General features: G+C 38.6%; 15 protein-coding genes and 1 pseudogene. 4 read left to right on the top strand and 12 right to left on the bottom strand.

Annotated features, from left to right (window positions below):
• Positions 1-96: 96 nt before the first annotated feature.
• Genes M3175_RS03935 through allC form a run of 3 tightly spaced genes read right to left on the bottom strand, consistent with a single transcriptional unit; the run spans position 97 to position 3,987 of the window.
• A complete protein-coding gene (locus M3175_RS03935) occupies positions 97-1,458 on the bottom strand; it encodes an allantoinase (protein ID WP_251514935.1) in 1,362 nt (453 codons plus the stop codon).
• A gap of 16 nt (positions 1,459-1,474) precedes the next feature.
• Positions 1,475-2,728, bottom strand: coding sequence for a pyridoxal-phosphate-dependent aminotransferase family protein (locus tag M3175_RS03930; RefSeq protein WP_251514932.1), 1,254 nt, complete (start codon positions 2,726-2,728; stop codon positions 1,475-1,477).
• Between the two features lie 11 nt (positions 2,729-2,739).
• On the bottom strand, positions 2,740-3,987 hold the full coding sequence (gene allC, locus M3175_RS03925) for an allantoate deiminase (protein ID WP_251514930.1): 1,248 nt from the start codon (positions 3,985-3,987) through the stop codon (positions 2,740-2,742).
• A 202-nt stretch (positions 3,988-4,189) separates the two neighbouring features.
• Here allC and M3175_RS03920 point away from each other — a divergent pair, with 202 nt between their 5' ends.
• The 4 genes from M3175_RS03920 to uraH all read left to right on the top strand — a co-directional run bounded on the left by M3175_RS03920 (position 4,190) and on the right by uraH (position 8,305).
• Positions 4,190-5,791, top strand: a complete 1,602-nt coding sequence (locus M3175_RS03920) for a PucR family transcriptional regulator (protein ID WP_251514927.1) — start codon at positions 4,190-4,192, stop codon at positions 5,789-5,791.
• A gap of 182 nt (positions 5,792-5,973) precedes the next feature.
• Positions 5,974-6,468: a 2-oxo-4-hydroxy-4-carboxy-5-ureidoimidazoline decarboxylase gene (gene uraD / locus M3175_RS03915; protein WP_251514924.1), complete on the top strand. Its 495-nt coding sequence runs from the start codon at positions 5,974-5,976 to the stop codon at positions 6,466-6,468.
• A 14-nt stretch (positions 6,469-6,482) separates the two neighbouring features.
• On the top strand, positions 6,483-7,949 hold the full coding sequence (locus M3175_RS03910) for an NAD(P)-binding domain-containing protein (RefSeq protein ID WP_251514921.1): 1,467 nt from the start codon (positions 6,483-6,485) through the stop codon (positions 7,947-7,949).
• The gene (gene uraH, locus M3175_RS03905) at positions 7,946-8,305 is read left to right on the top strand and encodes a hydroxyisourate hydrolase (protein WP_251514854.1); all 360 of its coding nucleotides are present in this window, start codon (positions 7,946-7,948) and stop codon (positions 8,303-8,305) included. The genes M3175_RS03910 and uraH overlap by 4 nt, the downstream gene beginning before the upstream one ends.
• Positions 8,306-8,410: 105 nt before the next feature.
• Here uraH and M3175_RS03900 read toward each other — a convergent pair whose 3' ends face one another.
• The 9 genes and pseudogenes from M3175_RS03900 to M3175_RS03860 form a co-directional block, all read right to left on the bottom strand.
• Entirely contained in the window at positions 8,411-9,415 is a 1,005-nt protein-coding gene (locus tag M3175_RS03900; protein WP_251514821.1) for an aromatic ring-hydroxylating dioxygenase subunit alpha, read from the bottom strand.
• A 21-nt stretch (positions 9,416-9,436) separates the two neighbouring features.
• Positions 9,437-10,441 carry an ABC transporter substrate-binding protein gene (locus M3175_RS03895; protein ID WP_251514818.1) on the bottom strand — a complete coding sequence of 335 codons (1,005 nt, stop codon included), beginning with the start codon at positions 10,439-10,441 and terminating at the stop codon, positions 9,437-9,439.
• A gap of 27 nt (positions 10,442-10,468) precedes the next feature.
• Positions 10,469-11,329 carry an ABC transporter permease gene (locus M3175_RS03890; RefSeq protein ID WP_251514816.1) on the bottom strand — a complete coding sequence of 287 codons (861 nt, stop codon included), beginning with the start codon at positions 11,327-11,329 and terminating at the stop codon, positions 10,469-10,471.
• 2 nt (positions 11,330-11,331) lie between these two features.
• Positions 11,332-12,114: an ABC transporter ATP-binding protein gene (locus M3175_RS03885; RefSeq protein WP_251514815.1), complete on the bottom strand. Its 783-nt coding sequence runs from the start codon at positions 12,112-12,114 to the stop codon at positions 11,332-11,334.
• Positions 12,115-12,423: 309 nt separating this feature from the next.
• Positions 12,424-12,953 (bottom strand): annotated as a pseudogene (locus tag M3175_RS03880) (chromate transporter).
• Entirely contained in the window at positions 12,950-13,531 is a 582-nt protein-coding gene (locus tag M3175_RS03875) for a chromate transporter (protein WP_251514814.1), read from the bottom strand. Before M3175_RS03875 ends, M3175_RS03880 begins: the two are co-directional and overlap by 4 nt.
• A 47-nt stretch (positions 13,532-13,578) precedes the next feature.
• Positions 13,579-15,234, bottom strand: coding sequence for a gamma-glutamyltransferase (gene ggt / locus M3175_RS03870; protein ID WP_251514813.1), 1,656 nt, complete (start codon positions 15,232-15,234; stop codon positions 13,579-13,581).
• A complete protein-coding gene (locus M3175_RS03865; RefSeq protein ID WP_251514812.1) occupies positions 15,234-16,418 on the bottom strand; it encodes an amidase in 1,185 nt (394 codons plus the stop codon). The genes ggt and M3175_RS03865 overlap by 1 nt, the downstream gene beginning before the upstream one ends.
• Before the next feature lie 185 nt (positions 16,419-16,603).
• Complete coding sequence (locus M3175_RS03860) at positions 16,604-16,891, bottom strand: hypothetical protein (RefSeq protein ID WP_119708881.1); 288 nt, start codon at positions 16,889-16,891, stop codon at positions 16,604-16,606.
• Positions 16,892-16,907: the final 16 nt, after the last annotated feature.

The following is a 16,907-nucleotide window of genomic DNA, read 5'->3' as shown; positions in this document are numbered from 1 at the left end:
TACTATTTTACCACAATATTTGATCGTAAGGCTTAAGATTTGGTGAACAAAAAAAGCAAAGGATTTTCTCCTTTGCTTTTTTGTAAAATAATTTTACTAACTAATATCACTTTCATGCAGCCACTTTCCAAAGCTACCAATCTCAATAAAAACCCCATTATCATAAATTAACTTCCCTCTATTGAATGTTGCTGTTACTTGACACGGAAAGATATGACCTAAGTAAAGACTTTGTTTATGCTTGGCGAAGAAATTATCCTCTGTTACTTTAAATTCTTTCATTGATACCATTGCAAAGTCGGCATCCATTCCTACTTGGATTCTGCCTTTTGACTGAAGGTGAAATCGTTTGGCAGGTGCTTCTGATGTCCATTCTGCCACCCGTGTAAAAGGAATATTATGATTGAGTGCTAACTCAATCATTGATAATAATGTAAATTGCCCACCGCTAATGCCACCCCATGCTTCAAACAAATTATACACAGATGGGTCTTTCATAGAATAGGGACATGGGGAATGGTCAGAAGAGATCATATCAAACTTTCCATCTATTAACAATTGAAGGAGTCTTTCTTGTTCTTTCTTCTCCCTTAATGGTGGAGCACATTTAGCAACTGGCCCCTTCTCCACAAGATCCTGATGTGAAAATAATAAATAGTGTGGACATGTCTCTACCGTTATATCCATCCCATCTAGTTTAGCTGCTTCAATCTTTATGATCGCAGCTTCACTACTAATATGAACAAAATGTAAGGCACATCCAGTCAGCTTTGCATAGGCTAAGGCCCGATCAACTGCCTCTGCTTCTGCGATGATTGGACGTGATTCCAGGTAATCGTCTGGGCTTACTAAACCTTTTTGCTGTTTTTCCTTCTTCAGCCAGTTAGTAATCGGAGCACTTTCAGCATGTAACGCCAAAATCTTACCAAGTGAAACAATTTCCTTCATCCCATTTAATAATGTATCATCATCGGCCCGATCGAATTCATCATTTCCCGTTTCTGATAGAAAGGCTTTAAAGCCTATAGCTCCATTTTCCGCTAGTCCTTTTATATCTTTTTCATGATTAGGGACTAACCCACCCCACAAGGCAAAATCAACAACAGACTTCCTTTTTCCAATTTCCGCCTTTTCAAGTAAGGCCCTATCATTAATAGTTGACGGTATTCCATTTAAAGGCATGTCAAAAAAGGTCGTACATCCTCCGGCAGCCATCATTTTTGAGCCTGTCTCAAACCCTTCCCACTGTTCCCTTCCAGGTTCACTAAAATGAACATGTACATCAATCACACCGGGAAAAATATACATACCGGTTGCATCGCGTTCATCTAGTGCAGTTGCGACCATTCCGGCCTCCAGTTTTACAATGATACCATCTTTTACTGCTATATCTGTTTGAGTTACTTCATCTGAAAATACGACCAAACCATTACGTATTAAAAGATCATATTTAGCCATACCGTCCTCACCTCTACTATAACTTTAGCAAACTTTGATTCTCACTCATATAAACATCCAAGCACGCCTGAATCGCCTCTCCTCGATGAACATTTACTCCATGGCGAATTAAAACAGCCTCCATTGCGCCAAGTACAGCTAGAACATTTTCTTTTCGACAGCTGTATCCCATCGTTCCAATCCTCCAAATTTTCCCATGCAAAGAACCAAAAGAGGAAGCAATTTCAATACTAAAGGCTTCAAGTAACATTTTCCTAACCGATTCGCCGTCTATCCCATTTGGAATTTCTATACAAGTAACACAAGGCAGTTTATTCGCTGTATCACCGAAAAGCTTCAACCCCATCGCTTTTATCCCCGCTATTAATGCCCTTTCATGGTACTTATGGCGAGTAAAGCGTTCCTCTAAACCTTCTAACAAAACAAGCCTTAAACCCTCATGCAAAGCATAGATCATTGAGGTTGCCTCTGTATGATGATTGAGTCTTCTCGGACCCCAATAATCTTGAAGCATACTTAAGTCAAAATAATTACTTGCAATAGAAATCCTGCTTCTCTTAAAATTCAAATCCTGCTCAGTAGCAATTCCTCGCTCCACCTTTTTCCGAGCGTATAATATACTTTCAATCCTGTCGTTATACGTGATAGGAGCCATCCCAGATGGAACAGATAAGCATTTTTGAGTACCACCAATAATTCCATCTATACACCATTCATCGGTTTTTACCTCAACTCCTCCGATAGATGCAACAGCATCCACCACGAGGAGCACTTCTCTTTCTCGGCATGCCTTTCCAATCTCTTCAAGCGGTTGCAGTCTACCAGTTGATGTTTCTCCATGAACAATAGCTACAATTTTAGGTGACACCTTTTCAATTTCTTCAATGACCACTTTAGGATCAAATACTTCACCCAATGGGCACTCTATTGAGTAGACATCTGCTCCGTACCGCTCACAAATTTCAACTAACAAATGTCCAAATCTCCCATATATCGGAACTAACACTCGATCTCCAGGTTCAATAATGCTACAAAGAATGGCCTCATTTCCCGATCTTGAGGTACCATCAATTGGAAAAGCCCATGCGTTCTTTGTTTGAAAAACTTGACGAAGCATTACCATGATTTCATTCATAATTGCTGTAAAAGCAGGATCAAACTGACCTAAAATGGGTGTACTCATTGCACGTAACACACGAGGATCGACTTCAACCGGTCCAGGCGTCATAATGGTACGCATTGGCGTATGCAACTCTGAAAAAGCCACCATGTTTCCCTCCTTTAATAAGCTAATTTATATAAAACATCCGTTAATAACTCTATACCAGTCTCCAATTCTTCCAAATTCGTAAATTCCTGTGGTGAGTGACTAATTCCACCTCGACTAGGGACAAACAACAGGGAAGTCGGGCAAATTCCACCAAAAACTTGAGCGTCATGCCCAGCCCCGCTGATTATTTTTTGATAACGGTATTGTTTGCTTTCTGCAATCTCACTTGCCCACTCACACATTTCTTCATCCATTTTCACAGGCTTCACGTCCATCCATTGCACGATGTCAACTTCTGTATTTAATACATCAGAGAACCGCTTAAACTCTGTAAAAATATTTTCACAATATTGATCAATAATTTCTTCCTGATGATGCCGTATATCTAAAGTAAATTCTACCTCGCCAGCTACAACGTTAGGTACATTCGGCTTTACGCATAATCTTCCAACAGTAGCAACTAACATAGGATCTGTAAGCTTTGCTTTTTCTGTTAAAAAGGAAATTAGATGCGAAGCAGTGCTAACGGCATCTTTCCGAAACTGCATAGGAGTTGTTCCGGCATGATTACTTTCACCCTCAATACGAATGGTATACCGACGCTGACCTACGATATGAGTAACAACACCAATCTGGTTTTGATTTCGTTCAAGAATCATTCCTTGCTCTATATGAATTTCCACAAATCTCTCTATATCTGTACGCACCGGTGAAACATATGCCTTTGGATCAAAGCCCGCTTGCTTCATCGCTTCTAAAAACGAAATACCCTCTCCATCCATGACATTCTCCACTCTAGAAAGGTTGTAAGCACCACTTATATTCCTTGATCCCCAAAAGGTTAATGGAAAGCGACTTCCCTCTTCTTCACATAGTGAAACCACTTCTATCGTTTTTTTCGGGTATCCATATTTGTGAAACAGCCTTACGGTAGCTAACAAGCTTGCAATAATACCGTATGAACCATCGTACTTCCCACCGTCCACTACCGTATCAATATGAGAACCAGTCAAAATCGTTTTTTTATCTCCATCTGTACCTGGTAATCTACCAAATAAATTTCCCACGCTATCAAAATACGTGTATAACTTCGATTGATCCATCAGATTTTTTAATGCAACTTGTGCCTCTAGCCAAGCAGGTGAATACAGAAGTCTTGTTACACCCCCACTTTCTGTTTCTCCTATAGAAGCAAGCCATTCAATCACTGCTCCCACTTGTCCTTCTTTGATTAATTGTTTATTAACTTGAATGGCCATCCCCTTCACTCCCTATAATTAAAACCATGTTATTTTTCTTAACATCATCACGTTATATTTTTAGTTTACCTATTTTCCCCGTGTACTTCATTAGCGCAAATGTAAAATATTTGATAGATTTTTATGCAAATTGACCAAATCATGATAATATTAAACAAAAAATACTAAATTTTCTGCATAATAAACGAAAGGAATGTTTCTATTGAAGGTAATTCAACTCTTAACTGTACCAGATTTAGAAGGAATGAATATGATTGCCGGACAATCTGGGATTGAACGTGAAGTAAAGTCTGTTAATATGATGGACGCTCCCGATATCATCCACTTCTTAAACAAAAATGAATTCCTTGTGACGACAGCATACCATTTTAAGGATCATCCTCAGATGCTAACCAAATTAGTCGAGGCCATGGCTACACAAGGTTGTGCCGGGTTAGGAATAAAAACCAAACGATTTTTAGATAAAATTCCAGATGAAGTAATTGAACTAGCAAACGAACTTTCATTACCTGTGATTGAACTTCCTTTACATTTATCTTTAGGCGAAATCGTAAATCATTCTCTTCGCGCCATTCTCGATCAACGCGCATCAGAATTAACATTTGCACTCGAAACACATAAGCAGTTCACAAAAATCATTATGGAAGGCAAAGGAATTGGACTGTTACTACAAGATTTATCACAAATGATCCAGCGACCTGTCCGTTTAATTGATCAGTATTTAAAGCCCATTTTCCAGCATGGATCAAAAGGTACATTCCCTATATTTCCAGATGAGATTACACTTCCTAAATCTCCAATATCACCGATTTCTTTTTCTATTTCTGACTCAAGAGAGACGTATACTTTATTCCCTATACATATTAGCGAAAGAAAAAAAGGGTTTCTGATGATTTATGGAGAGGTTAAAAAAACAGATCAGTTAACTTCATTAACTATTGAACAAGCAACAAATGTGATTTCTTTTTCTCTTATGAAAGAAAGTGCTCTAAGACAACAAGATCGAAGCATTCGTAACGATTTTTTTCTTCACTTTATTGACGGTACTTTTTCATCTCAAGAAGAAATCATCGGGAGAGCAGCTGAATTTTCATTAAAAAATGATCAAAAGTATATAAGCGTAGTAGGTAAAATCGACGGAGATAAATTTCAACCTTCCTATGCCGAGCGTCACGAAAAAGCAGATGTCATTTATGATTTTATAGAAGGCGAAGTCTCTACAATGACACCAAAAGTTCATTTTTTCACAAAGGGTGAGTCTTGCATTCTTCTATTTGAATCTGAAGAAAAGGTATTGCATCCTAGTATGTACTGCGAGTCTATTTTGGTTCAGCTTCAGGAAAGAATATTCAAATACTATGAAAACACCATTTCATTCGGAATCAGCAATTTGTGCCACACATTTATGGATGTTAAAAACGCCTACAAAGATGCTTTAGATGCATTATCACAAGGAAAATTTTCAAAACAGGTTGGCTATATCCAAACGTTTCAGGCGAAAGACATCACCGAATTGCTACGTATGGTACCTCAAGAAGACTTAAGAAATTTTTATTCTTTCGCATTTAGTAAATTTACAGATATTAAAATAGAAGAAGAACAAACTTTACTAGATACATTGTCTGTATACCTTGAGACACACTGCCAAATTTCTGAAACCGCGAAAAGATTATTTATACATAGAAATACCGTCGTTTACCGAATTGAAAAATGCGAAGAAATACTAGGAAAAAGTTTAAAGGATTCGGAAACAACCTTACAATTAAGGCTAGCTTTACGGATTAGAGCCTTACTACAAAACTAAATACTCTATATAAAACTCAAGATTAGGCTTGAGTTTTTTGTTCTTATATAAAATGAATAGGTTAAAACTGAATTTTTAGTTATTTTAAACAATGACAGTGAACAAAATATCGATTAAGATGTAACTATTCGTACCATTTAGTGTTATTTTATATTACACAAGAAAGAAAGGGAGAGAACCTCATGCACACAATTAGCCACATAAACGATACAAATCTGGATGAATTTATGAACATAACACATGGAATTTTCGAACATTCCCCATGGATTGCTCAGGTAGCTTTCAGCGAAAAACCTTTTTCTTCCTTACATCATTTACACCAATGTATGGTAGAGATAGTCAAACGCGCTTCCACGGAGCAGCAATTAGCACTAATCAAAGCCCACCCTAATTTAGGGGAACGGATATCCATGACAAATCATTCCACCGAAGAACAAAAAGGTGCTGGGTTACAGAATCTCACCAACGAAGAGTACGAGCAATTCATTAAAACCAATCAAGAGTATATGGAGAAGTTTGGTTTTCCATTTATTTTAGCCGTTCGTGGAAAGAACAAACATGAAATATACAAAGCTATGAACATACGAATTTCTTCTAATAAAGAGATGGAGTTCGAAACAGCTTTGACTGAAATATTCAAAATTGCCCTTCTTCGCTTAGAAGAGATCATTAAATGAGAGGATGATATTTTATGAGTTTGGAAGCTTTAAATCTTCAAGTAAAAAGAGATCTCTCTTATCTCAATTTCGGCGGCACTAACTGGGTCCACCCTCTCAGTCATCCCGATGGACATGTTTATGATGTCGTCATTGTAGGGGGTGGCCAAAGCGGTTTAGGGGCCGCCTTTGCATTATTAAAAGAACGGATAGCTAATATTCTTGTTTTAGATGAAAATCCCGAAGGCTACGAAGGCCCATGGGAAACGTATGCTCGTATGATAACATTGAGAACACCTAAGCAATTAACCTCTGTTGACCTGGGTATCCCCTCCCTCACATTCCGCTCTTGGTGGGAAGCACAATTCGAACCAAAAAGCTGGGACAACATCGACAAAATCCCTAGAGGAGATTGGATGAATTATTTACGATGGTACCGCCAAGTACTTCAACTCCCTGTTATTAACGAAATCAAACTAACTTTAATCGAACCTTCACATGAAGGAATACACCAGCTTCATATAGAAGGAAAAGGTGCATCAACGAAAAAAATATTGACTCGAAAAGTCATACTCGCCACAGGGATACAAGGCGGCGGAGAGTGGCATGTTCCACCTATGATTTCAGAAAATTTACCAAAGCATCTTTATGCGCACACATCAGAATCAATTGATTTCGAAGGATTAAAAGGGAAGAAAATTGCCATTTTAGGTGGCGGCGCCTCAGCCTTTGATAATGCTAATTTTGCTCTTACAGAAGGTGTAGCCGAAGCACATGTATTCGTTCGGAGAAAGGAACTTCCAAGAATCAATCCCATTCGACAAATGGAAACATCAGGCATAATTGAACACTTCCACTCTTTAACAGACTCAAATAAATATAAAATCATCTCTCACTTTTTTAAACATAACCAACCACCTACGAATGATACATTTGCTCGCGCATCATCCTGGCCAGGCTTTCATCTGCATCTCGGCTCTCCATGGCTTCATGTCGAACCAAGCAACAACAGAGCGAAAATCACAACACCAGAAGGAATATTCCATTTTGATTTTTTAATTATCAGCACAGGTCTACTAACCGATCCAGCTTTTCGTCCAGAATTAAAACTTGTTGAGAAGCATATTGCCAGATGGGAAGATCGCTATCAACCTACAGAGGAGGAAGCGAACCCGATACTCGACGCACATCCTTATTTAAGTCCTGGTTTCGCATTCTTAAGCCGTGATGAGGATGGAAAAAAATTATTACATGGACTATTTGCCTTTAATTACTCTGCATTAGTTAGTTGCGGAATTTCCGCCTCTGCACTTTCTGGTATGAAATACGGGATCCCCAAACTCGTTTCAGCCGTAGCCGACCAACTATTTTTAGACGATCAGGAAGAAATACTTACAAATTTCTTTAACTATAAAGTAGTAGAATTTACAGGAAACTGGAACAAAGGAAAAGAATTAGTTGCAACAACAAAACACACAGAAACAGAAAAGGAGAAACAATGACAGGTTTAACTACACATATTTTAGATTTAACTCACGGCCTGCCAGCCAGTAATGTACCCATTGAATTGTATTCCCAAGATGGAAACTCAACAGAATGGATCCTTCTAAAAACCGATGTAACAAATGATGACGGGAGACTCGATTCTCCCCTCGTATCTGAGAAAGAAATAAAAGCCGGTTGTTATGAGTTAGTTTTTCACATCGGTACTTATTTTCGTAGCAAAAACATCGATTTACCTGATCCACCCTTCCTAGATAAGATACCTGTTCGCTTCAATATCGTAGATACAACCGTACATTATCATGTTCCACTGCTAGTCTCTCCTTGGGGTTACCAAGTTTATAGAGGAAGTTAAACACCACTAATCATCTACTATAATAGTAGGTGATTTCTTATTTCTTTCACAAACAAATATCCCCGAGTAGTTCCACTACTCAGGGACTTGTATCTCATTTTTACTTTATACCGTACCTACCGTAACTCCGAGTTCCTTCAACCATCTCCGATAGGCCACAGATAGGATGTCAACTTTGTGGTTCAGTTCCGCTTGTAAATCTAACGGCAGTAATTCTGGTTTTTGTGTTTCGATGATCCAAGCATCCTGTTGAAATACAGTGTCCTGAAAATTAATAAAGTCTTCATCTGACACTTCAAAACCGTAGTTTCTGGATACGACCATATATACCTTACATTCTTTTTCACTTAACGGTAGTACCGTAAGTAAAATCCAAAGAGTTTGTCCCGTGTCCGCATCTCGTTTGGATAACCGAGCAGACATTGGTCGAAACACTTCTTTTACATACACATAAGTTGTTCCTTCTCGAGCCTCAGATCCTGAATGCGCTACAGGCTGAAATATAGGTACTTCAGAAGTGAAAATTCGATCTTTTTCTTTTGTGATCGTAAAATCAGGTAACTCCGCATAATCAGGATGTCCTAATAAACCACCATGAACATACATCAAATGAGCAAAATCTGTAAAGTTTTCAACCACTCGCGTCCCAGCTGCTTTAACATCATAAGGACCACAAACTAACGGCTTACGTGACGGGTCTTCAAATTCTTCTAAGTAAGGTAATTCCATCGTAGGTTCACCTAAACAAACCCATATAATCCCATATTTCTCTTGACAATGATACACTTCCGCTTTTGCTCTCTCCGGTATCTTCATATCCTTACTTTGCGCAGGAATACTTACACACTTACCTGCATCATCATATTTCCAACCATGATAGGGACATATAAGGCAACCATCTACCACATACCCCTCAGAAAGCATCGCCCCTCTATGAATACACAGATCCCTAAAGGCGTGCACACCTTTTTGTGACCGATAGATTGATACTCTTTCTCCCATGACCATAACACCAACTGGCTTATCAGTTAAATCTCCAGAAATATAGACCGGGTGCCATTCATTTTCCAACACTTTATCTTGTAATCTACCTTCCACAACAAGCGTCAAATATATTCACTCCCTTATTTTTTACTCAGTTAAAAACTCAGTTGTAAAAATTTCCTTTGCATCAAATGTCTCTTCCAAAATTTTTAATTCGTTTAACTGGTCAATCAAAGTTGCCCAACGCTCTTCTGTCATATAACCAACTCCATGTTCCGCTGCATCCCCACCATAAACAAACTCAGCTTGAGCCTCTGCTTCAAACTTCAATGATTCCAACTCAATATCTGGATTATCTTCCTGAATGACTTTGTTAATATCTTCATATGAATCTTTATAAAGGTTCCAACCCTCAACAAACGCAGTTGTAAATGCTTTAACCGTTTCTTTATTTTCTTTTAAATAATCCTTCGTTACATATAACACTATATTGTAAGGGTCATAACCAGCATCAGAAATTAGCTTCGTTTCTACTTCTATACCATCTAATTTCATAAAATATGGTTCAGACGTCACAAATGCTTGAGTTACAGAATTCTCGTCAGCTATAAAATTTCCATGTTGACCTGTATGTGCTAATTCTTCCACTTTACTCAAGTCGTATTGCGTTTTTAAATACTCCCAGTACACAATCCCAGGCTGTACAAATACCTTTCTTCCATTTAATTCATCAAAATCTTCAATTCCCTTTCCTTCATGAAACATAAATGCTTGCGGGCTACCTTGCATAGCAGATGCTACAGCAATTAGTTCAATTCCTTCATTTCTTGCATTTACTATTTGATCTGCATGAGCTAAGCCAAACTCAGCTTTTCCTGAAGCGACCATATTAATAGAAGAAACCTGAGGTCCTCCCGGCTCAATGGTCACATTTAGACCAGTCTCTTCAAACAAACCATTCTCACGAGCCGCATATACTCCTCCGTGCTGAGCTTTCGCAAACCAGTTGAGGACCACCTTAACATCTTTTACTCCCTCTTCAGAAGACTCACTATTCTCAGACGTAGAGCTACTTGACTCTGTGTTACCACAAGCAGCTAACACTAACAACAACCCCACTAAAAGATACTTCACTCTCATTAACACTCCCATTCGACTTCTCCCCTTCTCTCTTTTTCTTTATTTTTCAACCTTCATCGCTGACTCGTGCCACGATTTAAGCACGAACCTCGAGATCGAGCTTACTAGAAGGTAAAAACCAATTCCAAATATCGCACCAGCAATGGCACATGCAAATAGATAAGGTGTTTTTAATTGTACAGCCGCTACAGTGATGGCGTATCCCAACCCCCCTCTACCTCCACCAATTCCTGCGATAAACTCACCTGTTATCGCACCAACAATCGCCAACGTACACGAGATTTTCAATCCAGACATCATATACGGCATAGCCGCTGGAATCCGAAGTTTCCACATCATCTGCCATTTCGAAGCATTATATAATGTGAATAAATCTCCCATATTTTTATCAACTGAATTCAAACCCATCAATGTGTTTGATACAACCGGGAAAAATCCAATTAAGAACGAAATAATCACAATTGAGTTAAATCCAGATCCAAACCAAATAACAATAATCGGAGCAATCGCTACAACCGGAATCGTCTGCAAAATAACCGCATAAGGATAAAGACTTACTTCTAATATTCTAGAACTTGCTAACAAAATCGAGATCCCGATTCCTACGATTGCACTAATGATAAATCCAATAATCGATTCTGTAACTGTAATTTGTATAGCCGGCCAGAGAAGATGCCAGTCATCAATTGCCGCCTGTAAAACATCTGTTGGTTTCGGTAGAATAAATGGTTTAATATCAAAGAGGATTGGAATTGCCTGCCATAAAGACAGGAAGATTACTAAAGCAATAATTGGCCCAAGTATCGTTCCCTTGACCTTCCCCCGAATCTTCTTTTTATCTGTTATACTTGATTCAACTACCAATTTACTACGATTCGTTGTTGCTGTTTGACTCGTCATCCCTACACCAACTCCTTTCGATTCAAGCTATGTTCAAGACTTTGAGAAGCTAAATCCACATACTCTGTAAATTCACTATTTACCCTGTCTCTTGGATAAGGCAGACCTACATCAATTAAGGAAGCCAACCTTCCCGGACGCGCTGACATAACAGCGATTTTAGAGGATAGATATACCGCTTCGTATACATTATGAGTAACAAACAAAATAGTCGTATGTTCTTTTTTCCATATGTCTAATAAATCCATTTGCAGAGATTGCCTTGTCATTTCATCTAACGCAGCAAATGGTTCATCCATTAAAAGCAACTTCGGTTTAGCAGCTAGAGCACGTGCGATTGATACTCTCGTTTTCATTCCACCTGAAAGCTGTCTTGGGTAGGACGTTAAATAATCTTTCAGACCAACCATTTCTAGAACTCCCAAAGCTATTTCTTTTCTTGTATTTTTATTAAACCCCCTTAATTCAAGAGGAAGAACCACATTATCAAGGACTGTTCGCCATGGTAATAAATTCGAATCCTGAAATACGTACGCAATATCATTTGAATTACGAATCAGGTCCTTCGGTTTTTGCCCGAACACCTCTACCTTACCTTTTGTCGCTTCACCTAAACCCGCAACCATTCTCAAAGCAGTTGACTTCCCACAGCCGGAAGGACCTAGGAAACTAATAAACTCTCCTTCTTTAATAGACAATTCCAATTGACTTAATGCAACCGTACCTGTGTTGTAGATCTTATCCACACCTTTAAAAGATACTACTTCTTTTTGTATGGCCCCCATTACAACTCCTCCTTCTTCTTTCAACAGCTAAAACTTATTTGGTATGTAACAATATTTAATATTTTTCTTAAATCACTCATCTGCATTCCTTAAAAACTATTAATGTTATAAAATATAACACTTAATGTAACATAATCTCATTATATAATTTTCAGATTAATTTGACATTAGCTAACATTTACAAACTTATCATTTCTTTTTAGTTACTTTAACCAAAGTTTTAAATCATCATTAAAGGCTATGGGAGATTAAATGACGATAATAAAGCCCAGTGAATACACACTGGGCTTAGATACTTGGTTCAAACTATTAACTTAAGAAAATCGCACCGACCGCTAACCTTCAACAATCACAAATGCAGGGTGTATCTTCCACCTTTCAATGAGTAATAGACTCACAATAGATATTACAAAAGTTGACCATAAACCATTTGAAGAATAGGAGGTTTGAAAAAAATCAAACGTAAGGCTAGCCATTAAAACGGCAACTGCTGGCAGGACAATCTTTGATAATCTTTTCACTTTCGGTGAATCTTTGTATTTGAATAGTAACCTTAATAGGAGAATCATAATCATTAATGAAGGGGCAACTGTAGCGAACACACCAGTGATCGCACCAAGCACTCCACCTACCTCAAAGCCAATATAACCAGCCATTTTGGTAGCGATCGGTCCCGGTAACGCATTTCCCAACGCTAATACTTCACTAAATTCACTTGTCGTCAACCAACCATAACGACTAACTACTTCATGTTCAATTAAGGGAATAGATGCCGGTCCACCTCCATATCCAATTATGCCAGGAATGAAAAATGCAATAAAAATTTGTATATAGATCATAGGCTCTCACTATTTCCTTTAACTTGTATATCTATTTTTCCCTTCCTATCAGACATGGTTGCTGCTAAAACTAATAATCCTCCAATAACAATACCTGGATGAATATTTAGAATTTCCATCACGATATAGCTGCCTATTAAAAGAAAAACTCCCTTCTTCCAACCAAAGCCTTCTTTTGTTTTTTTGATAAAATCCCAAGTTAGCGTGGCCATCATAACTCCAACAATCGGGACGACTCCATTAGTCATCCCTTCAACTCTAGGATGATCTTTAACTTTATAAAATGAAGTTAATAAAAGTAACATTAAAAGAATGGTCGGTAGTATAGTAGCAATTACAGCATTAAACATACCCCTGATTCCTCCCACTCGGTAACCAATATAACCAGCCATCTTCGTTGCTATTGGTCCCGGTAGAGTATTTCCTAACGCCAATACATCACTAAACTCCTGATCGTTCATCCATTTAAATGTACCTACCACCTCTTTATGCACAAGAGGGATTGTAGAGGGGCCACCACCAAACCCTAACATTCCGGACCTAAAGAACGCGACAAAAATATCCCTTTGTAGTCTCATATAAAATCCCCCAAAACTTTCTGTAATCACACCGCACTTTTGGTGTGCTAGAAACCAAGTGCCGAACCATCTCCACGTGGATCCGCACCACCATACTTGATATTGGTATCTGGGTGGATTAATATCGCGCCAGCATGACCCATACTATCACTAAAATCTGATACCCTCTCAATCTCATGCCCTTTTTCTTTTAGCTCTCTACAGATATCACTAGAGATCCTTCCTTCTACTTTTACGCTGTTGGATTCAGCTCCCCACGTACGACCGTATAACCATCTTGGAGCTTCAATGGCAGCTTGAACAGGATAGCGATAATCAATGATCCTTGTAACTAATGCAGCCTGCGTCTGTGGTTGTCCTTCTCCTCCCATCGTCCCATACACCAAGTAAGGCTTCCCTCCTTTAAACAGCATTGCAGGATTGAGAGTATGATAGGTTCGCTTTTTTGGTTGAAGGCAATTAACATCATTCTCATTTAAGGAAAAGAAGCTGCCTCGATTTTGTAGGACAATACCTGTATTTTTAGGGATAAAACCAGAACCGTACTCATGATAAATACTCTGTATAAGTGACACAGAATTTCCGTAGCGGTCCACCACCCCAAGCCAAACTGTATCTCCCTTTGGATCCAACCTTTTGTCTAATTGGTTACATTTATTAAAGCTAATTTTACGAGCTAGTTCTTCTCCTCTTTTCGAGGAAAGAATCTCCTTTAGAGGGATATAGGAGAAGTCAGGATCTGTTAGATATCGATCACGATCGTCAAAAGCTAGTTTAGTAGCTTCAATTAGCAAGTGATAATAATCGGCAGAACCCTCTATCAAAGATGGTACATCAAAATGATTTAATATATTTAATATCGACAACGAAGCAAAACCTTGTGTATTAGGAGGCAGATTATAAACAGTGTGTCCGCGATAATCTACCGAAATAGGCTCAACCCAATCGGATTGATGTGAAGCAAAGTCATTAGCAGTTAAAATCCCCCCATTAGCGATAAGGTCTTGGGTGATATTCTTTGCCAACATCCCTTTATAAAACAAGTCGCTACCTTCTTCGGCTATTCCCTCTAATGTAACTGCTAAATCTGGTTGCTTCATTTGATCTCCTGTGCAATAGGAAAGGCCACTTGATTTTGTAAATATCTTTTTAAATTCAGAGTATTTCTGCAAACACCTAAATTGATTATCGGTTTCATCAAGATTTACGCGTGTCCAATATTCCTGACTAGGGGTAACTGGATACCCGTCTTTAGCATAGCCAATAGCAGAATGAAGCAACTCTTTCCACCGAAAACTTCCGCTCATATTTTCGACGGAATACTGAAATGCCTTTTCCCAGCCCGCGATAGCCCCCGGAATTGTATTGGCAGCTAGAGCACCCCTAGGTGGAATTTTTCCTAGTCCTTGCTTCCTGTAAAATTCAATCGTTGCAAGTTCACCAGATCGACCACTGCTATTTAACGCTCTCAGTTCCTTGTTACGGGAATTAAATATTAACCAAAAATTATCACCACCTATGCCATTCATATGCGGATACACAACACCAATGGTGGAAGCAGCTGCAATGGCGGCTTCTATAGCATTTCCTCCCTCCTGTAGCACTTTCATACCTGCTTGAGAGGCTAAATAGTGAGGAGTGGTAATCATGCCATTCAGTGCCATAGTGGTAGGACGATAGGACGAATGTAAAGATTGATACATTAGAAAACCCCTCTATACAGATTTGTTAATTGTTGGACCCACCGCAATAATTTCAAATCAGAATAATGATTGGCGATGAAAGATAATCCAAGCGGTATTCCATTCTCTTTCATTAAAGGAATCGTCACTTGTGGAAATCCACAGAGCCCGGCAATACATGTTAGCTGCATCGTCTTCGAACGGTATTGTTCCATTTCTTCAACCGTTAAATTTAGCAGCGGTGCTTCTCCTGGGGTAGTAGGTATGACTAATAGACCATTACTCTTTAATAAGGCAGTCAGCTGACCCTTGATTACCTCCCTCTCCTCTTCATATTCACTTAAGTACTCTTTATTCAGTGTACTTGCCCATTGAAAGCGTTCAGCAATTCCCGGACCAAAGGCAGGCTTCACACGGTTTATCCACTCTCCATGTTCATTCCAAATCTCAATGCCTTGGGTATTCCTGAATAGTTCTGCCCACTTTACAAGTCCATCCTTTGTAACATTCACATATTGAGTATTATAATTTTCTTTTAACACTTCAATATTTTGTAAATATCTACTTTTTGTTAATTTATCAACATATGACCATGCTTCCTTCACAAAAAACAGAGAGGAAAACTCCTCCATATCATTCGTCCCTTCACTTATAAGAACCTCTCCTACTGCAAGCAATACATTTGGATCTCTTGTCATCCAACCAACCGTATCAAAGCTTTTAGCTAGCGGGATTACACCCTTACTATCTACTAGTCCATGTGTCGGTCTAAACCCATATATCCCACAATAAGATGAAGGAACACGAATGGATCCTCCTGTATCGGTCCCAAGTGCAAAATCCACTATCCCAGCAGAAACCGCCACAGCTGACCCACTTGAAGATCCACCAGGTATTCGATCAGATGCTCTTGGATTAACCGGTGTCCCATAATGAAAGTTTTCGCCGTTCAAACTGTACATTAATTCATCCGTATGGGTCGTACCTTTAAGACAAGCGCCTTGCTCTAATAGTTGATTGATTACAGGTGCATATTGCTTAGAAGCTTGATGAGACTGTAACCAATCAGGATTTCCCGCACTATTTCGATAATCTTTAATCTCAAATACATCCTTTACACCGAAGGAAAGCCCTTTTAATTGTCCCGACTCCGTTTGTTGGATATTTAGGTGGTCATTCATAAACGCATTCCATTTGTCATCCATTTCTCTTTCCTCCTTTAGGATTTTCCTTCCCATGTCAGATTTCATCACATTTCACATTTCCTTTTATTATAATTTGATTATTCTAACAAGTCATTGGCAGTTTAACCAAATATTTATTCACTTTTAGTCAAAATAACCAATAAACAGATGTCAGAGAAAAAAAAGAAACGGCCATATGAGGCCGTTTACCACTTCCAATGGTTTATAAGTTTTCCCTTTTGATGAAAACATTTTTCTTTAGGTATTATGTTAGATACGGTAAGGATAAGTGATGGTACTTTCTCTACATTAAAAACGATAATTCCTTCTTCTTCACTTTTAATAAGAAAGGACTGGCCATGCGCATAAGATGGGAGAAGATTTCCTAGCTGAATAATCCAATTCACTATTGTTAACTGAACGTCTTTCGGAACTTGGATATTGGGAGAGAATCGTAAAATCCAATCCTCTTTATCAATGGAAAATCGGTACATGTCCTCACCCTTATCA

This window comes from Robertmurraya korlensis (genome assembly GCF_023715225.1).
Taxonomy (GTDB): domain Bacteria; phylum Bacillota; class Bacilli; order Bacillales; family Cytobacillaceae; genus Robertmurraya_A.
Note: the sequence above shows the minus strand (reverse complement) of the source record. Positions and strands in the feature narration are given on the sequence as shown.